The sequence below is a fragment of the Anoxybacillus tengchongensis genome, assembly GCF_014201585.1.
Classification (GTDB): Bacteria; Bacillota; Bacilli; order Bacillales; family Anoxybacillaceae; genus Anoxybacillus; species Anoxybacillus tengchongensis.
Window position 1 is genome coordinate 16,892 of sequence record NZ_JACHES010000014.1, and the last position, 24,418, is coordinate 41,309.

The 24,418-nt window shown below is 39.6% G+C and carries 22 protein-coding genes, 2 tRNA genes and 1 pseudogene; all 25 read left to right on the forward strand.

All coding sequences use genetic code 11. The features are described from left to right. Window positions 1–39: 39 nt before the first annotated feature. The 25 genes and pseudogenes from spoVG to hslO all read left to right on the forward strand — a co-directional run bounded on the left by spoVG (window position 40) and on the right by hslO (window position 24,368). Complete coding sequence (spoVG, locus tag HNQ82_RS12810; RefSeq protein WP_003398210.1) at window positions 40–330, forward strand: septation regulator SpoVG; 291 nt, start codon at window positions 40–42, stop codon at window positions 328–330. Between the two features lie 185 nt (window positions 331–515). Then, window positions 516–1,892, forward strand: coding sequence for a bifunctional UDP-N-acetylglucosamine diphosphorylase/glucosamine-1-phosphate N-acetyltransferase GlmU (glmU, locus tag HNQ82_RS12815; RefSeq protein ID WP_183250137.1), 1,377 nt, complete (start codon window positions 516–518; stop codon window positions 1,890–1,892). A gap of 17 nt (window positions 1,893–1,909) precedes the next feature. Next, complete coding sequence (locus HNQ82_RS12820; protein WP_035021116.1) at window positions 1,910–2,860, forward strand: ribose-phosphate diphosphokinase; 951 nt, start codon at window positions 1,910–1,912, stop codon at window positions 2,858–2,860. Window positions 2,861–2,916: 56 nt separating this feature from the next. Further along, window positions 2,917–3,543, forward strand: coding sequence for a 50S ribosomal protein L25/general stress protein Ctc (locus HNQ82_RS12825; RefSeq protein ID WP_183250139.1), 627 nt, complete (start codon window positions 2,917–2,919; stop codon window positions 3,541–3,543). 57 nt (window positions 3,544–3,600) lie between these two features. Further along, window positions 3,601–4,164: an aminoacyl-tRNA hydrolase gene (gene pth, locus HNQ82_RS12830; RefSeq protein WP_183250141.1), complete on the forward strand. Its 564-nt coding sequence runs from the start codon at window positions 3,601–3,603 to the stop codon at window positions 4,162–4,164. Between the two features lie 66 nt (window positions 4,165–4,230). After that, the gene (fin, locus tag HNQ82_RS12835) at window positions 4,231–4,461 is read left to right on the forward strand and encodes an anti-sigma-F factor Fin (protein ID WP_183250142.1); all 231 of its coding nucleotides are present in this window, start codon (window positions 4,231–4,233) and stop codon (window positions 4,459–4,461) included. 57 nt (window positions 4,462–4,518) lie between these two features. Beyond that, window positions 4,519–8,031, forward strand: a complete 3,513-nt coding sequence (gene mfd / locus HNQ82_RS12840; RefSeq protein ID WP_183250144.1) for a transcription-repair coupling factor — start codon at window positions 4,519–4,521, stop codon at window positions 8,029–8,031. A gap of 195 nt (window positions 8,032–8,226) precedes the next feature. Next, entirely contained in the window at window positions 8,227–8,763 is a 537-nt protein-coding gene (gene spoVT / locus HNQ82_RS12845; RefSeq protein WP_183250146.1) for a stage V sporulation protein T, read from the forward strand. A gap of 63 nt (window positions 8,764–8,826) precedes the next feature. Further along, complete coding sequence (locus tag HNQ82_RS12850; RefSeq protein WP_183250148.1) at window positions 8,827–10,383, forward strand: putative polysaccharide biosynthesis protein; 1,557 nt, start codon at window positions 8,827–8,829, stop codon at window positions 10,381–10,383. A gap of 2 nt (window positions 10,384–10,385) precedes the next feature. Next, complete coding sequence (gene yabN / locus HNQ82_RS12855) at window positions 10,386–11,837, forward strand: bifunctional methyltransferase/pyrophosphohydrolase YabN (RefSeq protein WP_183250151.1); 1,452 nt, start codon at window positions 10,386–10,388, stop codon at window positions 11,835–11,837. Between the two features lies 1 nt (window position 11,838). Beyond that, complete coding sequence (locus tag HNQ82_RS12860) at window positions 11,839–12,096, forward strand: RNA-binding S4 domain-containing protein (protein WP_032101700.1); 258 nt, start codon at window positions 11,839–11,841, stop codon at window positions 12,094–12,096. A gap of 66 nt (window positions 12,097–12,162) precedes the next feature. Next, window positions 12,163–12,456 (forward strand): sporulation protein YabP, encoded by a 294-nt coding sequence (gene yabP / locus HNQ82_RS12865; RefSeq protein WP_183250153.1) that lies wholly within the window; start codon window positions 12,163–12,165, stop codon window positions 12,454–12,456. Between the two features lie 8 nt (window positions 12,457–12,464). Further along, on the forward strand, window positions 12,465–13,061 hold the full coding sequence (yabQ, locus tag HNQ82_RS12870; protein ID WP_246349053.1) for a spore cortex biosynthesis protein YabQ: 597 nt from the start codon (window positions 12,465–12,467) through the stop codon (window positions 13,059–13,061). A gap of 23 nt (window positions 13,062–13,084) precedes the next feature. Beyond that, complete coding sequence (locus HNQ82_RS12875) at window positions 13,085–13,456, forward strand: FtsB family cell division protein (protein ID WP_055441864.1); 372 nt, start codon at window positions 13,085–13,087, stop codon at window positions 13,454–13,456. 94 nt (window positions 13,457–13,550) lie between these two features. Next, window positions 13,551–13,943: a S1 domain-containing RNA-binding protein gene (locus HNQ82_RS12880; protein WP_006323664.1), complete on the forward strand. Its 393-nt coding sequence runs from the start codon at window positions 13,551–13,553 to the stop codon at window positions 13,941–13,943. A 134-nt stretch (window positions 13,944–14,077) separates the two neighbouring features. Beyond that, window positions 14,078–14,154, forward strand: a tRNA-Met gene (locus tag HNQ82_RS12885). Between the two features lie 12 nt (window positions 14,155–14,166). Beyond that, window positions 14,167–14,238: transfer RNA gene (locus HNQ82_RS12890), tRNA-Glu, on the forward strand. Between the two features lie 175 nt (window positions 14,239–14,413). Next, the gene (gene spoIIE, locus HNQ82_RS12895; protein WP_183250156.1) at window positions 14,414–16,879 is read left to right on the forward strand and encodes a stage II sporulation protein E; all 2,466 of its coding nucleotides are present in this window, start codon (window positions 14,414–14,416) and stop codon (window positions 16,877–16,879) included. Between the two features lie 55 nt (window positions 16,880–16,934). Then, a pseudogene (locus HNQ82_RS12900) lies at window positions 16,935–17,690 on the forward strand (VWA domain-containing protein); the annotation flags it as partial. Continuing rightward, window positions 17,659–18,606, forward strand: coding sequence for a serine/threonine protein kinase (locus HNQ82_RS12905; protein ID WP_183250173.1), 948 nt, complete (start codon window positions 17,659–17,661; stop codon window positions 18,604–18,606). The pseudogene HNQ82_RS12900 and the gene HNQ82_RS12905, both read left to right, overlap by 32 nt. Window positions 18,607–18,682: 76 nt before the next feature. Next, on the forward strand, window positions 18,683–20,065 hold the full coding sequence (gene tilS, locus HNQ82_RS12910; protein WP_183250160.1) for a tRNA lysidine(34) synthetase TilS: 1,383 nt from the start codon (window positions 18,683–18,685) through the stop codon (window positions 20,063–20,065). Between the two features lie 20 nt (window positions 20,066–20,085). Further along, window positions 20,086–20,631 carry a hypoxanthine phosphoribosyltransferase gene (hpt, locus tag HNQ82_RS12915; RefSeq protein ID WP_032101693.1) on the forward strand — a complete coding sequence of 182 codons (546 nt, stop codon included), beginning with the start codon at window positions 20,086–20,088 and terminating at the stop codon, window positions 20,629–20,631. A gap of 86 nt (window positions 20,632–20,717) precedes the next feature. Beyond that, window positions 20,718–22,601: an ATP-dependent zinc metalloprotease FtsH gene (ftsH, locus tag HNQ82_RS12920; RefSeq protein WP_055441861.1), complete on the forward strand. Its 1,884-nt coding sequence runs from the start codon at window positions 20,718–20,720 to the stop codon at window positions 22,599–22,601. Between the two features lie 100 nt (window positions 22,602–22,701). Beyond that, entirely contained in the window at window positions 22,702–23,475 is a 774-nt protein-coding gene (locus tag HNQ82_RS12925; RefSeq protein ID WP_032101691.1) for a type III pantothenate kinase, read from the forward strand. Window positions 23,476–23,480: 5 nt separating this feature from the next. Next, window positions 23,481–24,368: an Hsp33 family molecular chaperone HslO gene (hslO, locus tag HNQ82_RS12930; protein ID WP_183250162.1), complete on the forward strand. Its 888-nt coding sequence runs from the start codon at window positions 23,481–23,483 to the stop codon at window positions 24,366–24,368. The last annotated feature ends 50 nt before the right edge of the window (window positions 24,369–24,418 follow it).

Sequence of the window (24,418 nt, forward strand, 5' to 3'; positions counted from 1 at the left end):
TCACTTAAGTTCTTATATAGGGAAAAGGTGGTGAACAGAATGGAAGTAACTGACGTGAGATTACGCCGCGTGAATACCGAAGGACGTATGAGAGCGATTGCCTCGATTACGTTGGATCATGAATTCGTCGTTCATGATATCCGTGTGATTGAAGGCAATAACGGCTTGTTTGTCGCTATGCCAAGCAAGCGTACTCCTGACGGGGAATTCCGTGACATCGCTCATCCAATTAACTCAACAACCCGCGGGAAAATCCAAGAGGCTGTTTTAGCTGAATATCACCGTGCTGGTGAGTTGGAAAAAGAGCTTGAAGAAGCAGGTGCTTCGTAATCATAAGAAAGGACCCTTTCGCTTAAAAAAGGGTCCTTTTTATATGGAAAATCATGTTTACTCTATTCGTAAAGAACATATGATGAAAATGATGAATTTTTTTGGCAGATGACAATGTTTCCTTGAAATACATACATAATTGATATATATTCAATATGGATAAAGAGAGGTATGGAGGCCTTACGATGAAACGATATGCGATCATTTTAGCGGCTGGGCAGGGGACGCGTATGCGTTCAAAGCTGTATAAAGTGTTGCACCCTGTCTGTGGCAAGCCGATGGTACAACATGTAGTGGATGCGATTTCTACATTGCATGTAGATCGACTAATTACCGTTGTTGGTTTTGGAGCAGAACGAGTGAAAGAACAGCTTGGCAATCAAAGTGAATACGTCATTCAAGAACAACAGCTTGGGACGGCGCATGCCGTAATGCAAGCAGCACCTCATTTAGCTGATAAAGATGGTGTGACTCTCGTTGTTTGCGGGGATACGCCATTGATCACCTCAGAAACGATGGAAGCGCTTTTACATCATCATTTGCAAACGAAAGCGAAAGCAACGATTTTAACCGCCCTTGCAGAGGATCCAACAGGATATGGTCGCATCGTCCGTAATAAAGATGGACATGTTGAAAAAATTGTAGAACATAAAGACGCAACAGAAGAAGAGCGAAAGATTCGGGAAATTAATACAGGGACGTATTGTTTCGATAATCGTGCATTATTTGAAGCGCTTACGAAAGTATCAAATGACAATGCGCAAGGAGAATATTACTTACCAGATGTGATCGAAATTTTGAAAAAACAAGGCGAAATCATTTCAGCATATGAAACACCGATGTTTGAAGAAACGCTAGGTGTAAATGACCGCATTGCGCTTGCACAAGCAGAAAAAATTATGCGGGCGCGCATTCATCGCAAACATATGGCAAATGGTGTGACAATCATCGATCCTGAGCATACGTATATAGCACCTGATGTAAGCATTGGACAGGATACAATCATTTATCCAGGGACATGGATTGAGGGGCATACGGTGATCGGTGAAAACTGCATGATCGGACCGAATAGTGAAATTAAAAATTGTCGTATTGGTCATAACACATCGATTCGGCATTCGGTTGTACATGATAGTGAAGTAGGTTCAGAAGTAACGGTCGGACCGTTTGCTCACATTCGTCCGCTATCTAAAATTGGCGATGATGTAAGAATTGGAAACTTCGTTGAGATTAAAAAAGCGACGTTTGGAAATGGAAGTAAAGCATCGCATTTAAGCTATATTGGAGATGCTGAGGTAGGTGCGGATGTCAACATTGGCTGTGGCACCATTACAGTAAATTATGACGGTATGAATAAATACGTGACAAAAATTGAAGATGGCGCGTTTATTGGTTGTAATTCGAATTTGATTGCTCCTGTTGTAGTAGGAAGTGGGGCGTATGTAGCGGCCGGCTCAACAATTACCGACGATGTACCAAGCCAAGCTCTAGCTATTGCTCGTGCTCGACAAACAAATAAAGAAAATTATGTTGAACGTTTACAAGCGAAGAAAAAATCCTAATGGAGGTTTATTGACCCATGTCTCAGTATTTGAATTCTAATTTAAAGTTATTTTCGTTAAATTCTAATCCGATCTTAGCTCAAGAAATCGCAAAAGTAATTGGTGTAGAATTAGGAAAGTGCTCTGTTTCTCGTTTTAGTGATGGGGAAATTCAAATTAACATTGAGGAAAGCATTCGGGGATGCGATGTTTATGTTATTCAATCAACAAGCGCCCCTGTGAATGAGCATTTAATGGAGTTACTTATTATGATAGATGCATTAAAGCGAGCATCTGCTAAAACAATAAACATTGTTATGCCGTACTACGGATATGCTCGTCAAGATCGCAAAGCGCGTTCTCGTGAACCGATTACGGCAAAATTAGTTGCTAATTTGTTAGAAACAGCTGGTGCGTCTCGCGTCATTACGCTTGATTTGCACGCGCCGCAAATTCAAGGATTTTTTGATATTCCAATCGATCATTTAATGGGAGTTCCGATTTTAGCAGATTACTTTAAAGAAAAGCAGCTTGATGATATCGTTATCGTTTCTCCAGACCATGGTGGCGTGACGCGTGCACGGAAAATGGCAGATCGTTTAAAAGCACCGATTGCCATTATTGACAAGCGTCGTCCAAAACCAAATGTAGCAGAAGTTATGAACATTATTGGGAATGTACAAGGAAAAACGACGATTTTAGTGGACGATATTATTGATACAGCTGGTACAATTACTTTAGCAGCAAATGCATTAGCTGAGCATGGGGCAAAAGAAGTGTATGCGTGTTGTACGCACCCAGTTTTATCAGGTCCAGCGATTGAACGAATCCAAAACTCGAAAATTAAAGAGCTTGTTGTCACGAATACAATTGCCATTCCTGAAGAAAAGAAAACGAATAAAATTGTTGAACTGTCCGTTGCTCCTCTTATCGGTGAAGCAATTATTCGCGTACACGAAGAACAATCGATTAGCGCGTTGTTCGATTAATGATGTTTAGACCTTCCTATTTTAGGGGAAGCTATGAGCGATTCTAAAATAGGAAGGTGATTTCATTGTTACAACTTCAATTACGTCCAGACCATCGACGTTCTTATGTGAAACAAATGCGGAAGCAAGGTCATATTCCGGCTGTTTTGTACGGGAAAGCGACGAATAGCCAACCGGTTTTTGTTGATGCGGCTGAGTTTTTGAAGCAGTTTCGGGCTACAGGCGGTACGGGTCTTTTAGACGCAAAAATGAATGACAATCACATTCGTATCATCGTTCGTGATATGCAAAAACATCCGATTCGTCAAGATATTATTCATATTGACTTTTTAGCTGTTGATGCCAAAACAGAAATAGATGTTCACGTTCCTATTCATCTCATTGGTGAAGCAGCTGGCGTCAAAGATGGGGGCGTATTGCAACAGGCAATGCATCAATTATCCATTCGAGCCTTACCGTCAAACATCCCGCCATCCATTGATGTAGATATAACGAATTTGCAAGTAGGCGATGTTATTACAGTTTCACATATTCAAACAAACGGTGCTTATGAAATCAATCACGATCCGACAGAAGTGATTGCGTCCATCTTGCCACCAAAACAAGAAGAAGAAATTCATAGCGGTGAAGAACAAGAGTCGGGAAGACCAGAATCGGAAGAGGGACGGGAAACAACGCCGTGACGGACGTAGCCATCATTGGTTACGTCTTTTGCAGTATGGAGAGAAGGAGCAGGAGAAATGACAAAACTGTTTGTTGGTTTAGGTAATCCTGGGAAAGATTACGAGCAAACGAGACATAATGTAGGATTTATGGTGATAGACGAGCTCGCCCGTCGATGGGGGCTTGCGCTTAACCAAACAAAGTTCCAAGGTATATTTGCAAGCGGCATTGTTTTAGGTGAAAAGGTTATATTATGCAAACCGCTTACATATATGAACTTATCAGGCGAATGTGTTCGACCGTTAGTTGATTATTATGGTATTAGCGTCGATGAAGTCATTGTTATTTATGACGATTTAGATCTACCAACGGGAACCGTTCGCTTGCGTCCAAAGGGAAGTGCCGGCGGTCATAATGGTATGAAATCACTTATTCATCATTTGAAAACAGAGCAATTTAAACGCATTCGTATTGGCATTGATCGACCGAAAAATGGGATGAAAGTAAGCGACTATGTATTAGGTCGATGGACAGCTGAAGAAAAAATACAAATCGAACAAGCTGTTCAAAAGGCGGCGGATGCATGCGAACGATCGTTGCAAATTCCGTTTGCGCAAGTGATGAACGAATTCAACAAGTAATGAATAATTCCCGACTAAATGGTTCAAAATGTATTCGATTAAAACAACCATTTGGGAGGGACAAGTATGGCATTACACTATTATTGCCGTCATTGTGGCGTGAAAATTGGAACCATTGATGCGCTTGAGCTAGAGAGTGAACAATTGGGCTTTCATCGACTAACAGAAGAAGAAAGGTTAGATATGATTCAATATCTTCCGACAGGGGAAATTTGTGTAAAGTCGATTTGCGAAGATTGTCAAGAGGCGTTAGATCGGAATCCCGATCTTCATCAATATGAGAAATTTATTCAATGATTGGCTTTGGGGGACCCAAAGCGTTTTTGTATTTATGTTTGGGGAGGAGGGAATTTTTTGAGAGGGTTACGGCAATATTTTATTAATCATGTGGAGATGCAATCGGTTGCAGAAGGGATTCGCAATGGGCTAAAGGAGCAGCTTGTAACCGGTTTATCTGGCTCTGCCCGTTCTGTTTTCATTTCTTCTTTGTATGAGAATACTGAACGTCCTTTATGCATCGTGACGCACAATTTATTTCAAGCACAAAAAATATATGACGACCTCATTCAATTAATTGATGAGGAAGAAGTGTTTCTTTATCCTGTCAATGAATTAATTGCAGCTGAACTAGCTGTAGCTAGTCCAGAATTAAGGGCGCAACGTTTAGAAGTATTAAACTATTGGTGTGAACGAAAAAAAGGCATTGTCATTACTCCTATTGCTGCCCTCCGACGACTATTGCCACCGAAAGATGTATGGCAACGTTATCAACTTCATTTTCGCGTCGGTGAGCAAATGGATGTGGAACATTGCTTGAAACAATTTGTTGCAATGGGATATGAACGTGTATCTATTGTTTCGACTCCCGGGGAATTTAGCGTCCGAGGAGGCATTATTGATATTTATCCGCTTACAGCCGAGCTTCCTTATCGTATTGAACTATTTGATGTGGAGATCGAGTCGATTCGGACGTTTTCAGTCGACGATCAACGTTCAATTGCTGAAATGGACGAAATATTAATTGGACCGGCAACAGAATTGATCGTTGAACAACAAAATATAAATCAGGCAATTCAACAGTTAGAGGCACAATTTCATCATACGCTCCAACATATTCACAATGAAAAAACAAAAAATCGTTTATTTGAACATGTGTCATTTGAATTGGAGCAGTTAAAAAACGGAAAATCAATTGAAGAAATGTATAAATATTTCTCATTCTTCTATCCTTCGGCTGCAAGTTTGCTAGATTATATTCCAGAAAACGGTGTTATTATCATTGATGAAATGAGTCGTATTCAAGAAGTAGCAGAAAAACTGGAGCAAGAAGAGGCAGAATGGTACACGAATTTATTAGAAGAAGGAAAAATTGTGCAAAGTGTCTCGATTTCTCATTCGTTCCCCGAAGTATTGCAAAAGCGGATGAGATCAACGATTTATTTATCTTTATTTTTACGTCACATTCCATATACACATCCTCAAAATATTGTCAATGTATCTTGCAAACAAATGCAAGTGTTTTATAGTCAGATGCAATTGTTGAAGGCAGAAATCGAGCGATGGCAAAAAGGGAATTATGCTGTTGTATTACTAGCAGGAGATGAAGAACGGGCGAAAAAACTGAAACAGACGTTAGAAGATTATGATATTGATGCCGTCCAAATGGGGAAAGACGATGTATTGCTGCATGGGAAATGTCAAGTTGTTTCGTCTAGTTTAGTTGCAGGTTTTGAATTGCCGATGCAAAAACTAGCCGTTATTACAGAAGAAGAGCTATTTAAAAAGCGAATGAAGCGTCCTTTACGGCGTCAAAAGTTGTCGAACGCCGAACGAATTAAAAGTTATACAGATTTAAAAGTTGGTGACTATGTCGTTCATGTCAATCATGGGATCGGAAAATACTTAGGAATCGAAACGTTAGAGATTAACGGCATTCATAAAGATTACATTCATATTCAATACCAAGGGAATGATACGTTATACGTTCCTGTTGATCAAATGGACCTCGTTCAAAAATATGTCGGTTCAGAAGGAAAAGAGCCGAAAATTTATAAATTAGGTGGAACAGAGTGGAAGAAAGTAAAAAAGAAAGTCGAGTCATCTGTTCAAGATATTGCCGAAGATTTAATGAAGTTATATGCTGAGCGTGAAGCGAGCAAAGGGTATGCGTTTTCACCTGATAATGAAATGCAACGAGAGTTTGAAGCAGCGTTTCCATATCAAGAAACAGAAGATCAGCTTCGATCAATTCGTGAAATTAAACGCGATATGGAAAGCGAACGTCCGATGGATCGGTTGTTATGTGGAGATGTTGGTTACGGAAAAACAGAAGTAGCGTTGCGAGCAGCATTTAAAGCAATTATGGATGGAAAACAAGTTGCATTTCTCGTACCAACGACGATTTTAGCGCAACAACATTACGAAACAGTTCGTGAACGTTTTCAGGGTTATCCGATTAACATCGGTTTATTAAGCCGTTTCCGTACAAAAAAACAACAGGCGGAAACCATTCAAGGCTTAAAAGACGGCACGATTGATATGGTTATTGGAACACATCGGCTTTTATCTAAAGACGTATCATTTAAAGATTTAGGGTTATTAATTATTGACGAAGAACAACGATTCGGTGTTGCTCATAAAGAAAAAATTAAACAACTAAAAACAAATATCGATGTATTAACATTAACCGCTACACCGATCCCACGTACGTTGCATATGTCGCTTATCGGTGTCCGCGATTTATCTGTTATCGAAACACCTCCGGAAAATCGTTTTCCTGTACAAACATATGTGATGGAATATAGCCCGATCATTGTGCGAGAAGCGATTGAACGGGAAATGGCGCGCGGAGGACAAGTGTTTTTCCTTTATAATCGCATTGAAGACATCGATCGGAAGGCAGAAGAAATTTCAGCGCTCGTACCAGATGCTCGCGTGACATATGCACACGGAAGAATGTCCGAACATGAACTCGAAGCGGTCATGCTTGCGTTTTTAGAAGGTCAGTATGATGTATTAGTGAGCACGACAATTATCGAAACAGGTGTTGACATTCCAAATGTGAATACGTTGATCGTTTATGATGCAGATAAAATGGGTCTTTCCCAACTATATCAATTGCGAGGGCGTGTAGGACGTTCTAATCGCATTGCGTATGCATATTTTACGTATCGAAAAGATAAGGCGTTAAACGAAATAGCAGAAAAACGATTGCAAGCCATTAAAGAATTTACAGAGCTAGGCTCCGGTTTTAAAATCGCAATGCGCGACTTGTCTATTCGAGGTGCAGGAAACTTGCTAGGGGCGCAACAACATGGATTTATTGATTCCGTTGGTTTTGAACTTTATTCTCAAATGTTGAAAGAAGCGATTGAAGAACGACGAGGAACGAAGCAAGAAAAGCCGTTTGAAGTGGAGATTGATTTAGAAATTGATGCGTATATCCCAGAGCATTACATTACAAACGAACAACAAAAAATCGAGATGTATAAGCGATTCCGTGGGCTTGATTCGTTAGAAGAACTCGAGCAATTACGGGAAGAAATGTTAGATCGCTTCGGTGATTATCCGGACGAAGTGGCCTATTTATTCCAAATTGCCGAAATAAAAATATACGCGAAACAGCATCTCATTCAGTCCATTAAGCAGACGAAGCAAGAAATTACAATTTTATTTTCACAAGAAACGACAAAGCAAATTGATGTTAGTCAATTGTTTAAGCTCGGTGAGCCGTATGGAAGAGATGTTGGTTTCGGCATGGATGGAGATTGCTTCAAAATTGTCGTTCATGTAAAAGGAATGAAACCGCAACAATGGTTAATGATCGTTTATGAGTTGCTAAAAGGGTTAAAATATGCTAAAAAATAATTGATTGCTTCATGTTTATTGTTTATAAATAAGTGGCAATGATGAAGATGGGGGATTTTCACTTTTTAAAAAAAATCCCCCTTCACTGTGTATATAACTTCGCTTGTGACGGATACTAATCACAACAATGGTGAATTATTCAACTGCTTCACCAGTGCCATTTTTAATCACTAGATGAAAGCGAGGCATCGATAGATGAAAGCAACAGGTATTGTTCGACGAATCGATGATTTAGGACGAGTTGTAATTCCGAAAGAAATTCGCAGAACACTTCGCATCCGTGAAGGAGACCCGCTTGAAATATTTGTTGACCGAGATGGCGAGGTCATTTTGAAAAAGTATTCGCCGATTAGTGAGCTAGGTGATTTTGCAAAAGAGTACGCTGAGGCTCTTTTTGACAGTTTAGGACAACCTGTTCTCATTTGTGATCGCGATGTATTTATTGCCGTAGCAGGCGGATCGAAAAAGGAGTATTTAAATAGGAGCGTAAGTGAGCTTGTTGAGAAAGTGATGGAAGATCGTCAGTCTATTTTGCATACAGAAGAAAAAAGTGTATCATTTGCCCAAGGTCATGAGGAACATATGCAATCATACGTGGTTGCACCAATTATTGCTGGAGGAGATCCAATCGGAGCAGTCATTATTTTCTCGAAAGATAAGACGCTTGGTGAAGTAGAGCATAAAGCAGCAGAAACTGCGGCGAGCTTCCTTGCTCGGCAAATGGAACAATAAAGGTAGCATCTCGCTACCTTTTTTTGATGTATAATTATATGTAATCGAAAAAAGGTGAAGTATATGGAAAAAAGGGATTGGTTGCGCGGTGCGCTTGTGTTGACGGTCGCTGCCTTATTTACAAAAATATTAAGTGCTTTTTACCGAATTCCGTATCAAAATATTGTAGGTGATATTGGATTTTATATTTATCAACAAGTTTATCCCTTTTATGGCATTTTTATCGCCTTGTCAACGTATGGTTATCCAGTTGCGATTTCAAAACTTATTGCTGAAAATAAACAATCAACATATACGTTTGCTGTCGTTCGGCTTTCTTTTTATTTTTTATCATGTATGAGTGTTATTATGTTTTCTATTCTTTATTTTGGGGCTTCATCGCTAGCGATGGTCATGGGGGATCACCAATTAGCTTCGCTCATTCGAGCCATTTCATTTGCCTTTTTACTTCTCCCGTTTACTTCTGTTTCTCGAGGCTATTTCCAAGGGGTAGGGGAGATGGTTCCGACAGCTGTTTCACAAGTAGTGGAACAATTCGTACGTGTGTTTTTTATTTTATTCCTTGCTTCCCTTTTGCTTCATCGTGGATTTACCGTTTATGAAGCAGGGGCTGGGGCGATGGTTGGTTCACTTATGGGGAGTTTTGCGGCCCTCGTTGTACTCGTTGCATATATGTTGCGAAAGCGAATGAATGTTCATACCCGGCTATGGCTTCCAATAAAAGAAAAAAGAAGAGTGCTTTTATTTTTAGCCGTTCATGGCGTAACAATTTGTTTAGCTAACATGGTTCTCGTTTTAATGCAGCTCGTTGATTCACTTACGCTTCTCCCGTTATTGCAACAAGGGGGGTGGCATGAGCTAGCTAAAACGGCGAAGGGGATTTATGATCGCGGTCAACCATTTATTCAACTTGGGACCGTAGTGGCCACATCTTTTTCATTAGCGCTTGTGCCGATGTTATCGAGCGAACAAAAGGAACGACATGCAATATATACGGCTGTTCGCTTGGCGTTTGTCATCGGAATGGGGGCTGCAGTTGGTTTAGTTTGTATATTAAAACAAGCGAATATGATGTTGTTTAAAGATCATGTTGGTGCAATCGAACTGACGATTTTATCTATTTCTATTCTTTTTACTTCTTTAACATTAACGTTTATTGCTATTTTGCAGGGACTTGGAGATGTATTTCGCCCGCTTCTCGTCGTTTGTATCGGCATGATAGCAAAATGGTTGCTAAATGTCGTGTTCGTTCCTTTATGGCATACAATCGGAGCAGCTGTAGCGACATTTATTGCATATGTTGTCATGTGCGCCATCGCCTTTTTTTATGTACAAAAGCGAATGTCTCGTCCTCTGCTTTCGCGTTCTATAATCATTCAAACGATAAAGGCTGCAATGATGATGGCAATAGTTTTAGCTGGATATATCATATTGACGAACAAGTTGCCAGTTCATCAAGGGCGCTTATTTTCGTCATTTCAAGCGGTCATTGGCGTTTTTATCGGGGCGTTTGTTTATATTATAATGATCGTTAAAAAAGAAGTTTTTGCGGAAAACGACTTATTAGCTTTTCCGTTTGGGCGTTATTTAATAAATATGAAACAAAGAAAGGCTGGATAGTCATGGGTACAATTACAATCGTCGGTCTTGGGGCAGGAGATATAGACCAGTTGTCTTTCGGGGTGTACCGTACACTAAAGCAGGCGAATCGCATCTTTTTACGAACAAAAGATCATCCTGTTGTCGCACAACTAGAGGAGGAAGGAATACACGTTCAATCGTTTGACGAGGTGTATGAAAAATATGATCAGTTTGAACAAGTATACGAACATATTGTGGAATATTTATGTGAAGAAGTGAAAAAAGGGGATGTTGTATACGCTGTTCCAGGACATCCGCTTGTTGCTGAGCGCACAGTAAAGCTATTGCTTGAAAAACAAGATCATATTTCTGTTCGCGTAGAGGGGGGACAAAGTTTTCTTGATGCGTTATTTACCGCTGTTCGTCTCGATCCGATTGAAGGGTTTCAATTCATTGATGCTACTTCGTTTCAACCGGACGAAATTCAATTAAGAAATCATATCATTTTTTGCCAAGTATATGATTCATTTATTGCTTCCGATGTAAAATTAGCCTTATTAGAAAAATTACCACACGATTATCCGGTTTTTATTATTTATGCGGCAGGAAGCAAGCAAGAACGCATCGAAAAAGTTCCACTATACGAACTAGATCGGGTTATAACCGTAAGCAATTTAACGAGTGTTTATGTGCCAAAAGTAGAAGATGATGAGTTGTTATATCATGATTTTACTACGTTAAGACGTGTGATCGCGACGTTGCGTGGGCCTAACGGTTGCCCTTGGGATCGGAAACAGACGCACGAATCGCTGAAAAAGTATTTGCTTGAGGAAACGTACGAGCTTCTTGATGCGATTGATCGGCAAGATGATGAAAATATGATTGAAGAGCTTGGCGATGTATTATTGCAAGTTATGCTTCATGCCCAAATTGGCGAAGATGAGGGAATGTTTTCGATTGATGATGTCATCCGATCCATTACAGAAAAAATGATTCGCCGTCATCCGCATGTATTTGGAGATGTTCATGTCGAGCATGCGGAACAGGTCGTACGTAACTGGGAGGCAATCAAGCAGGCAGAAAAGGAACATGTATTGCATTCATTGCTTGACGATGTTGCCAAGGCGTTACCAGGTACGTTGCGCGCATATGAATATCAAAAAAGAGCCGCAACAGTTGGGTTTGACTGGTCGGAAGTAGAGTCGATGTGGCTGAAAGTGGAAGAAGAAATGAATGAAGTAAAGCAAGAAGCTCATCACATGGATGAACAAAAACTAAAAGTAGAATTCGGGGATTTACTATTTGCGTTGATCAATGTATGCCGATATTATAAAGTCAATCCTGAAGAAGCGTTAGCGATGGCGAACGAAAAATTTTATCGTCGCTTTCAATATATAGAAAAGAAAGTGAAACAGTTAGGAAAAGAATGGAACACATATTCGTTAGACCAATTAGATGAAATATGGGAAGAAGCGAAAAGGGAGGGGCTGTAATATGCGACTCGATAAGTTTTTGAAAGTTTCTCGGCTCATTAAAAGGAGAACATTAGCAAAAGAAGTCGCTGATCAAGGGCGTGTATTTATTAACGGTCAGCAAGCGAAAGCAAGTTCAACAGTAAAAATAGGCGATGAAATTATGATTCAATTTGGCCAAAAACATGTGACAGTGAAAGTGGTTGAATTGCAAGAACATGCCAAAAAAGAAGATGCGAGTGCGCTATATGAAATTGTAAAAGAAGAGCGAGTACAATAGCTTGTTCTAAACTATTTCTCCCCCTCATACACTTGTACAAACGATCGTTGTGAGGGGGAGACGTTGATGACTCAAAACATGGGAAGTAAAGGGCCGATTCAAGAACACGACATTATCATGCGCAGTCGGCGCACGTTAGAAATTACCGGTGTAAAACAAGTAGAAAGTTTCGATAACGAAGAATTTTTACTAGAAACGGTAATGGGTTTTTTGTCTGTGAAAGGGCAAAATTTGCAAATGAAAAACTTAGATGTAGACAAAGGAATTGTCTCAATTAAAGGTAAAATTTTTGAAATCATTTATTTAGACGAGCATCATACGGAGAAAGCTAAAGGATTCTTTAGCAAGTTGTTTAAATGAGTTTGCATATGCAGTTTACAACTTTGCTTGCGATGATCGGAACCGGAATGATCATTGGGGCATGCTTTGACACATACGCGCACATATTCAATCGTTCCGAGCGTCATCGGTTCATCGTATGGATTGCAGACATTCTTTTTTGGGTCGTGCAAGCGTTATATGTATTTTACACATTATTAGTCATTAACAATGGGCAAGTTCGCTTGTACATTTTTTTTTCCATATTATGTGGATATGCTACTTATCAAGCTTTATTCCAACGTATATACGTTCGTTTGTTGAAAAAAATTATTCACATTTTTGTAACGTTATATCGTCTAATCGTCCGAATGTTTTATTATATCATCATCCTTCCGCTCCGACTTCTTTACCGTTTTTGTATTTTTTTATTCATCACTACTTGTCATGTTGTTTTGTCAGTTGGTAAAATTTTATATAAAGTAATCTATGGATGTATACAATTTTTATTGCGACCATTTATATGGATCGGACGTTTCATTTGGGAAAGAACTCCTTTTCGCTTTCAAGCAGCTGTAGGTCGTTTCTTTCATATGGGAAAAGGGTTTTTCTTGAAAGTAGCGAATACATTTAGAAAAAAAGGGTAATGAAAGAAGGAGCGGTGAAAAATATGGGCGCCCCACAGAGAAGTAAAGTGAAGAAAATACAAACGTCGTATGTCATTCAACAAGAAAAACAAGAACATAAGAAGGCGCGACGTCGTAAAAAGAAGATGGTGCGTTTTAGTATTGTGGCAACGGTGGCGTTAGCCGCTTCTTCGCTATTTTTATATACGATGATGGTACAATCTTCTGCAATTGATGAACAACTGAAAACGAAAGAACAGTTAGAAGAAAAGTTACGCACGCTGCAACAAGATGAAAAAAGATTGAAAGAAGAAGTCGAAAAATTAAATGATGATAAATATATTGCCGAATTGGCTCGAAAACAATATTTTTTGTCGAAAGAAGGAGAAATCATTTTTATTACTCCTGAGGAGTAAGTAAGATAGGCAGAAGGCTTATTGACACTTGTTTTTTTCATTATGTATAATGAAAGAAACGATTTTTCAGATTTTAAGGAGGAGCACTTTTTTTATGTCAATTGAAGTAGGCAGCAAGTTACAGGGAAAAGTAACGGGCATTACAAAATTTGGAGCGTTTGTTGAGTTACCAGAAGGCGCGACAGGCTTAGTACACATTAGTGAAGTAGCCGACAGCTACGTAAAAGACATCAATGAACATCTTAAAGTAGGCGATGTTGTCGAAGTTCGTGTCATTAATGTTGAGAAGGATGGAAAAATTGGCTTATCGATCAAAAAGGCAAAGGAACAAGCTTCACGTCCGCGCAATAAAGGAAACGATCGCGCTTCAAAAGAAAGCTTTGAGCAGAAAATTAGCCGTTTCTTAAAAGAAAGTGAAGATCGTTTAGCATCCCTTAAACGCCATACCGAATCAAAACGAGGAGGACGTGGTGCTCGACGTGGTTAACTTGCTGCCGAATGGGACATGAGGCAGTTTATACAAGCATCCATTTCGTCAGTGGATGCTTTTTCGTTTGCTTTTTATGAAAAAACTATTGACTTTATCGAAGGAACATAGTAACATTACAAGTGTCGTTGCGTGGCGGCGTAGCTCAGCTGGCTAGAGCGTACGGTTCATACCCGTAAGGTCGGGGGTTCGATTCCCTCCGCCGCTACCAAATTGCATAAGCGGCCCGTTGGTCAAGTGGTTAAGACACCGCCCTTTCACGGCGGTAACACGGGTTCGAATCCCGTACGGGTCATAAAAGCACCAATTTCGTCATGAAATTGGTGCTTTTTGTTTATATAAGCCATTTTTTGTGATATCCCGTCGAAAAATTTATATGATTCATCTTCTTTTTTTGACAAAATTTTGATAATTCAGTCTGTATAATATCAAGTAATAAACAGATATATGGAAAAGGGGAGAGGATGAACATGGAGAGATTAGAGCGGAAGTTAGTCAATCAAATGGCGGAAGTACCTTTAAGTGGAACGAGAACAACGTTGTCGCAATGGTTTCAACGGTTTACAGTTCGTTTAAGTCATTTATTATTTCAACAAGGCTTTTTATTTCTAGTTATCGGTTTTTTACTTGGACGAGCTCTCATTTTAACAAAGATGACACCGTTTGCTTTGCCTTTTTTTGCAGCAGTTTATTTACTTCGACGCGATAAGTTGGGATTTGTGTTTATCGCTTTATTTGCAGGATCGTTGACCGTTTCTTTTTACACTTCTTTATTTATCGTTGCTTCAATCGTGATGTTTCTTATCTTTTATCGGCTGTTTTTCTGGATTGATGCTCTGCCGAAAAGATTGCCTGTTGTCGTATTTTTTTCCTCCATTTTCGCGAAGATGGGTATGATTTACGTCTGGGATCATGAATGGACGCTATACGAAGGAATGACGATGTTTATTGAAGCGGGTCTTGCCTCTATTTTAACGCTCATTTTTTTGCAATGTGTCCCGTTGTTTGATCATCAAAAGTATAAACAAACGTTAAAACCAGAAGAAGTTATTTCTTTTGTCATCCTCATTTCTTCGATGTTGACCGGAATGGTTGGTTGGTCGGTTTATGGCCTTTCGTTAGAACATGTTGCGTCGCGCTATTTATTGTTGTTATTTGCTTTTGTCGCTGGTGCGACCGTTGGCTCAACTGTTGGTGTCGTTACAGGCCTCATTTTAAGTTTAGCGAATGTATCGAATTTGTACCAAATGAGCTTGCTTGCGTTTGCTGGGTTGCTCGGTGGCCTTTTGAAAGAAGGGAGAAAGTTAGGTGTTTCGTTTGGCCTCATCGTTGCAACATTGTTAATCACTCTCTATAGTCAAGGAATAGCGGACATTGTCCCGAATATCGTAGAGTCTCTATTTGCTGTTTTGCTGTTTCTTATGACTCCACAATCTTTAACGAGCAAGATGGCGAAATATGTGCCAGGAACGGTTGAACATACGAATGAGCAACAACAATATGTACGGAAAATTCGCGATGTTACCGCTCAGCGAGTCGAGCAATTTTCTCACGTGTTTCAAGCGCTATCAAAAAGTTTTTCTTCATATGGGGTACTTACTCATGAAGAGGAAGAAGAGCGCGAAATTGACTATTTCTTAAGCGATGTTGCTGCTAAAACATGTCAAACATGTTTTAAGAAAGATCAATGTTGGCTCAACCACTTTGATAAAACATATGATTACATGAAGAAAATTATGCAAGAGACGAGTGAAAACGATCAAATGACGAACGCAAAGTTGCTTCGCGAATGGAATAAACATTGTGTGAAAGCAAATAAAGTTGTTCAGATCATTGAGAAAGACGTGTCATTTTATAAAGCAAATAAAAAATTAAAGCAACAAATGAAAGAAAGTAGAAGGCTTGTGGCCGAACAGTTATTAGGTGTGTCGCAAGTGATGGAAGATTTCGCAAAAGAAATTCAAAAAGAGCGTGAAAATTATTATGTGCAAGAAGAACAGATTTTGCATGCCCTTCAACAGTTCGGTGTTGATGTGAACGATGTAGAAATTTATAGTTTGGACAAAGGAAGTGTTGACATTGAGATGGTCATCCCATATTGCGATGGAAGGGGAGAATGCGAAAAGCTTATCGCACCGATGCTATCTGACATTTTAGGTGAGACGATCATTGTAAAAAAAGAAGATTGTTCTGTCTATCCAAATGGGGATTGTCGTGTTGCGTTTAGTTCTTCGAAAGCGTTTGTCATTGATACAGGTGTTGCATATGTTGCAAAGGGCGGAGGGTTCATCTCGGGTGACAGTTATGCGATGATGGAAATTGGCGGTGGAAAATATGCGTTAGCTATTAGTGATGGGATGGGAAATGGGGAACGGGCACACCATGAGAGTAAAGAAACGCTCAAACTATTACAAAAAATTTTACAATCAGGGATTGAAGAACGAATTGCAATTAAATCTATCAACTCCATTTTAGCTTTGCGAACGACAGAAGAAATTTTTTCAACGCTAGATTTAGCGATTGTTGATTTGCAAAATGCGACAACAAAATTTTTAAAAGTTGGTTCATCGCCAAGCTTTATTAAACGAGGAAGCAACGTCATGAAAATCGAGTCGAGCAATTTGCCGATAGGAATTATTACTGGGGTAGAGTTTGAGATGATTGAGGAACAATTAAAAGCGGGCGATTTGCTCATTATGATGAGCGATGGTATTTTTGACGGTGTTTCCCACATTGAGAACCATGATGTATGGATGAAACGAAAAATTAAAGAATTAAAGACAAATGATCCGCAAGAAGTATCTGAATTGCTTTTAGAAGAAGTGATCCGTGTTAATGGTGGGGAAATTGAAGATGATATGACGATCGTTGTTGCACGTATTAAACATAACACACCGAAATGGGCAGTCATTCCAGCATATCAATATATGAAATAAAAGGTATAAAATCCCCTCTGAGCGTCGATGATGGAAGTATACTACTTTTTTCGGAGGGGATAAACATATGCGAAAAGGAACGTTGCGTCAAATTTTATTAATTACAGATGGTTGTTCTAATCAAGGTGAGGATCCAATTGCTATGGCGGCATTAGCAAAAGAACAAGGAATTACAGTTAATGTGATCGGCGTGCTTGACCAAGATATTATTGATGAGCAAGGATTACGTGAAATTGAAGGTATAGCTCAATCAGGTGGTGGAATTAGTCAAGTCGTATATGCTAAACAATTATCGCAAACCGTACAGATGGTAACAAGAAAAGCGATGACACAGACGTTGCAGGGGGTCATTAACCGCGAGTTAAAACAAATTTTAGGTTCTCATGCTTCAATCGAGCACCTTTCGCCAGAAAAAAGAGTGGAAGTGATGGAAGTTGTTGAAGAATTAGGGGAAACCGTTAACTTACAAGTTTTAATATTAGTAGACACAAGTGGAAGTATGAAAACAAAGCTACAAACAGTAAAAGAGGCGTTATTAGATTTATCGATTAGTTTAAATGCTCGTTTGGGAAATAATGAATTTTCTGTTTTTGTATTTCCCGGGAAAAAGGGAGAGGTGGATCGCATTTTAGATTGGACGCCGAAAATGGAGTCGATTTCAAGTGTATTTCCAAAACTAACATCTGGTGGTATTACGCCAACCGGTCCAGCCATTCGCGAAGCGGTACAACAATTCCAGAAAAGACGTTCATTAAAAGGTTTATTTACCCATGACGGTGATGACGATGTATACATCGAACAATCTATGTAACATTCGAACAGGGACTGTCATACAAGGGAAGTGGCATAAACGCCATTATGAAATTATAAAACCGCTCGGTAAAGGGGCGAATGGTGTTGTTTATTTAGCGAAAGAAGGACGAGCGTTTGTGGCGCTGAAGATAAGCAACGAAGCAACGACCATGATGTCGGAAGTAAATGTATTGAAACGATTTTCGGAGGTCCAGGGAATTACCCTCGGGCCTTGTTTATTAGACGTAGATGATTGGCTTCATCCACATGAAAAAAAGATTTATTCATTTTATGTAATGGAATATATTGAAGGGGATGATTTGTTAACTTTTATTCAGAAACGTGGGAAAGAATGGATAATCGTTATTATATTACAGCTACTAGGCGATTTGCATAAATTACATGAAAAAGGGTGGGTGTTTGGTGATTTAAAACCAGACAATTTAATTGTTTCCGGGGCGGTCCCAAAAGTACGATTAATTGATGTAGGTGGCACGACAATTCGTGGGCGAGCGATTAAAGAATTTACAGAGTTTTTTGATCGAGGTTATTGGGGCATGGGAACGAGAAAAGCTGAGCCTTCGTATGATTTATTTGCAGTTGCGATGATTATGATGAATATGTGCTATCCCAAACGATTTGAAAGAAAAGAAAATGGGCGGGAGCAGCTACGGCTTATGATCTCCTCTCATCCTTATTTAAAAAAATATGAGAAGATATTATGGCGTGCATTAGATGGGAAGTATACTTGTGCTCATGAAATGAGGAAAGATTTGCTGCAATGTATGCAACAGCCGACTGAGCAGAAAGAAAAACGAGAAGGAAGAACGGTGCGCGTAAAAGGAAAGAAAAAATTCCGCTTATTAGAGACGATGTTCTTGTTTGTTTGTCTTTTATTTATGTATGTGGTTTATTTGTATGTTCAAATTCTTTAATTTTTTGCATTCGCTTTGAGTGTGGGCAATAAGATATGGTACCATTGTAAAAAACGACGTTACTAAGAGGGAGAGTATGCTAGAAGTTGTGCATGAATTTATCGAAAAGCATCAATTGCTTCAGCGTGGTACAACTGTTGTTGTTGGCGTGTCGGGAGGTCCAGATTCGTTAGCATTGCTTCATTTTTTATGGAGCGAGAAGGAGCGTTACGATATTCAACTTGTTGTCGCACATGTCGACCATATGTTGCGAGGAAAACAATCAGAAGAAGATATGCATTTTGTGAAACATTTTTGCGAACAACGCAGTATTATATGTGAGGCAACACAACTGAACGTCCCGGCATATATGGAGCAAACAGGGAAGGGTGTGCAAGAGGCAGCACGTGACTGTCGATATACTTTCTTTAAGCAGGTGATGTCGAAATATCATGCGCATTACGTTGCTTTAGGTCATCACGGTGATGATCAAATAGAAACCGTACTTATGCGACTAGTACGCGGAAGCACAACGAAAGGATATGCAGGCATACCGGTAAAGCGACCGTTTAGTAATGGATATATTATTCGTCCTTTTTTATGTATTGATCGACAGCGAATCGATCAATATTGTCAAAACAACGGGTTACATCCTCGCCAAGATCCGAGCAATGAAAAAGATGATTACACGCGCAACCGTTTCCGTCATTTCGTTTTGCCTTTTTTTAAACAGGAAAACAGTCGGGTTCATGAACATATTCAACAGTTTAGCGAGATGATGAGCGAAGATGAAGCGTTTTTAGAACAATTGACAAAAGAAACGTTGAAACATGTTGCCGACCAAAAAGAAGGATGTGTCCGTATAGATATCCTTTCGTTTATGAGCATGCCAAAACCTTTACAAAGACGAGGGATTCAACTAATATTAAACTATCTTTATGGGAATGTCCCATCGTCATTATCTTCTATACATATAAATCAAGCGTTACAATTTTTAAAACGGCAACATCCTTCAGGTATGCTTCATTTTCCAAACGGATTAAAAGTTATTCGTCAATATGAGGTGTGTATATTTACGTTTCAACAGGAACAAACGAATGAATATGAATTTCTTTTCCATGTTCCTGATACGCTCGTATTACCAAATGGATGTCAACTGATCAGTCAGTTGGTTGATCACTATCCTTTCGTTGAAGGCGATAATTATGTTGTATTTGATGCTGACCAGTTAAGGCTACCCCTTCGCGTACGAACGCGAAATGATGGAGATCGTATGAAAGTAAAAGGAATGGAGCATCCGAAAAAAGTATCGCGTATTTTTATTGATGAAAAAATTCCAGCGAGCGAGCGGGCACAATGGCCAATCGTCGAAGATGCAAACGGAAACATTATATGGATTCCGGGTGTAAAAAAATCAGCTTATACAGCAACAAATATTACAAAAAATCGCTATATTGTATTACACTATAAAAAGCAATGAATGATGTAGGAGGAAAGAATATGGGTATGCATCAAGATATGGAAAAAATTTTAATTACGGAAGAACAAATTCAACAAAAGGTAAAAGAGTTGGGAGCATTATTGACGAAAGAATATGAAGGGCGCTTTCCGCTTGCGGTTGGCGTACTAAAAGGCGCAATGCCGTTTATGGCAGATTTAATTAAGCATGTAGATACATATTTAGAAATTGATTTTATGGATGTATCAAGCTATGGAAATGCAACGGTATCATCAGGAGAAGTCAAAATTTTAAAAGATTTAAACACATCGGTTGAAGGGCGCGACGTACTCATTATTGAAGATATTATTGATAGCGGCTTAACGTTAAGCTATTTAGCCGATTTATTCCGTTATCGCAAAGCAAAATCGATTAAAATTGTAACTTTGCTTGATAAACCGTCTGGTCGAAAAGCGAATATTGAGGCAGATTATGTCGGTTTTATCGTTCCGGATGAATTCGTTGTCGGTTATGGGTTAGACTATTGTGAGAAATACCGAAATCTTCCGTACATCGGTGTGTTAAAACCAGAAGTGTACAGCAAATAATTTTTTCATGCACATCGTTTGTTTTGGAACGTTTTTCTATGATACTATTGACTATAGCGTGTTTTAAGTGTGGGAGGAGGTAGGAGATGAACCGCATTTTCCGTAATACAATCTTTTACTTACTTATTTTTCTTGTCGTCATTGGTGTTGTCAGCTTTTTGAATGGCGGCAATCAACGGGCGGAGCGGATGACGTACGATGCGTTCATTACCCATTTAGAAAACGGTGATGTAAAGTATGTCTCGTTGAAGCCAGAGCGAGGAGTTTATGAAATTCGTGGACAACTCAAAACGTACGCAGAAGGACAGTTTTTTACAACTTACGTAGCCAACAGCCCGCAAGTTCTTCAGCGAATTGATGAGGCGGCAAAACAGGCAAAAGTAGAAGTGTTGCCTGCGGATGAAACGAGCGGATGGGTGACATTTTTTACGTCCATTATTCCGTTTATCATTATTTTTATTTTGTTCTTCTTTTTACTAAACCAAGCGCAAGGCGGCGGCAGTCGTGTCATGAATTTTGGCAAAAGCCGTGCGAAACTGTATAACGAAGATAAGAAACGTGTTCGCTTTAAAGATGTTGCTGGTGCGGATGAAGAAAAACAAGAACTTGTTGAAATTGTCGAGTTTCTAAAAGATCCTCGTAAATTTGTCGAACTCGGAGCTCGCATTCCAAAAGGCGTTCTTCTCGTCGGACCGCCTGGGACGGGAAAAACGTTACTAGCGAGGGCGGTTGCTGGAGAAGCTGGTGTTCCGTTTTTCTCCATCAGTGGTTCAGATTTTGTTGAAATGTTTGTCGGTGTCGGTGCTTCGCGTGTACGTGATTTATTTGAAACAGCGAAGAAAAACGCTCCTTGTATTATTTTTATTGATGAAATTGATGCAGTTGGACGTCAACGTGGTGCTGGTTTAGGTGGAGGCCACGATGAGCGGGAGCAAACATTAAACCAATTGCTCGTTGAAATGGATGGATTCAGCGGAAACGAAGGAATTATCATTATCGCTGCGACAAACCGTCCTGACATTTTAGACCCTGCCCTTTTACGTCCAGGTCGTTTTGACCGACAAATTACGGTTGATCGCCCAGATGTGAAAGGTCGCGAAGCTGTCCTTCGCGTGCATGCACGCAATAAGCCACTCGATGAGTCAGTCGATTTAAAAGCGATTGCGATGCGTACGCCTGGTTTTTCTGGTGCTGATTTAGAAAACTTATTAAATGAGGCTGCACTCGTTGCTGCTCGACGGAACAAGAAAAAAATTGATATGAGCGATATTGATGAAGCAACGGATCGCGTCATTGCTGGTCCTGCTAAGAAAAGTCGGGTTATTTCTGAAAAAGAGCGAAAAATTGTCGCTTATCATGAAGCGGGTCATACTGTCATTGGTATGGTGCTTGCGGATGCGGAAATGGTTCACAAAGTAACGATTGTGCCACGCGGTCAAGCTGGTGGATATGCGGTCATGTTACCGAAAGAAGATCGTTATTTTATGACGAAACCAGAGTTGCTTGATAAAATTACAGGGCTTCTTGGCGGACGGGTGGCTGAGGAAATCGTATTTGGCGAAGTTAGCACAGGAGCGCATAATGACTTCCAACGCGCAACAAGTATTGCTCGCCGTATGGTTACAGAGTTTGGAATGAGCGATAAGCTTGGACCAATGCAGTTTGGTCAGTCTCATGGTCAAGTGTTCTTAGGTCGTGATTTGCATAATGAGCAAAATTATAGTGACCAAATCGCATATGAAATTGATCTTGAGATGCAACGCATTATTAAAGAATGTTACGAAAAGGCGAGACGCTTACTAACGGAAAACCGTGACAAATTAGAATTGATTGCCAATACATTGCTTGAAGTGGAAACACTTGATGCCGAGCAAATTAAACATTTGTTCGAACATGGTACGTTACCAAATCGAAATGACAATAAACAAGAAGAAGTAAAAGTAAATATTCAAACGAAAAAAGAAGAATAAAGGTGTCTCTTTTTATAAGAGGCATCTTTTTTTACCGTTGGGTTAAACGATTATGATATGATGAAAAAAGGAACAAATTGTGAAAAAGTGGGGATGAGTGATGATTTTTGTATTAGACGTTGGAAACACAAACACAGTATTAGGTGTATATGATGGGGATGAGCTTAAGTTTCATTGGCGCATTGAAACGAGCCGAAGCAAAACAGAAGATGAATATGGAATGATGATCAAAATGTTATTGCAAGATGTCGGCTTGCGCTTTTCTGACATTGATGGCATTATTATTTCTTCTGTTGTTCCCCCAATTATGTTTGCATTAGAGCGCATGTGCACAAAATATTTTCATATTAAGCCGCTTATTGTAGGTCCTGGCATTAAAACGGGGTTGAACATTAAGTACGACAACCCGAAAGAAGTCGGAGCGGACCGAATCGTTAATGCGGTAGCAGGCATTCATTTGTACGGTGCGCCGCTCATTATTGTCGATTTCGGTACTGCGACAACATATTGCTATATTAATGAACATAAGCAATATATGGGAGGGGCTATTGCGCCAGGGATTACGATTTCTACAGAAGCGCTTTATTCTCGAGCCGCTAAACTTCCGCGTATTGAAATTGCCCGTCCGGATGACATTATTGGAAAAAATACAGTCAGTGCGATGCAAGCAGGCATTTTATATGGATATGTCGGACAAGTGGAAGGAATTGTGTCGCGAATGAAAGAAAAAAGTGTCATTCCTCCAAAAGTTATTGCGACAGGTGGATTAGCATCTTTAATTGCTCATGAATCGAATGTCATTGATATCGTCGATCCTTTTTTAACGTTAAAAGGATTACAGTTGTTATATGAGCGAAACAAGAAAGGTGAGTGACAGCGATGGCAGATTATTTAGTAAAAGCGCTAGCATACGGTGGTCAAGTGCGTGCATATGCCGTGCGCACAACAGAAACAGTACGGGAGGCGCAGAGAAGACATCAAACATGGCCCACAGCATCTGCAGCACTTGGTCGTGCGATGACAGCAGGTGTGATGATGGGGGCGATGTTAAAAGGAGATAGCCAAATTACAATTAAAATTGAAGGTGGCGGACCTATTGGACACATTCTCGTTGATAGTAACGCCAAAGGCCATGTACGTGGTTATGTATCTAATCCGCATGTTCATTTTGAATTAAATGCAAACGGAAAGCTTGATGTTGCTCGGGCAGTTGGAACGAATGGAACGTTAACTGTTGTAAAAGATTTAGGATTACGTGACTATTTTACAGGACAAGTTCCGCTTGTATCTGGGGAGCTTGGTGAGGATTTTACATACTATTTCGTTTCCTCTGAACAAACGCCATCATCGGTTGGGGTTGGTGTACTAGTCAATCCAGATTATACGATATTAGCGGCTGGTGGTTTTATTTTACAACTCATGCCGGGTACAGAAGAAAAAACAATTGCACATATTGAAAAAAATTTAGCTACCATCCCACCAATTTCAAAAATGATTGAAAGTGGCTTAACACCGGAACAAATTTTATATGCATTGCTTGGCGGCGAGCAAAATGTAAAAATTCTTGAAACAATGCCGGTTTCATTCTTTTGTCGTTGCTCGCGTGAGCGTGTAGCTGATGCGATTATTAGCTTAGGGGCGGAAGAAATTCAACAAATAATTGATGAAGAAGGAAAAGCCGAGGCGTCCTGTCATTTCTGTAATGAAACATATGCATTTTCAGCTGAAGATCTCGAAGAATTAAAAAAGTTAGCAAAACAAAAATAAATGATTGACAATTTCGAAAATAACTGATAAATTGGTTACAAATTCTATAA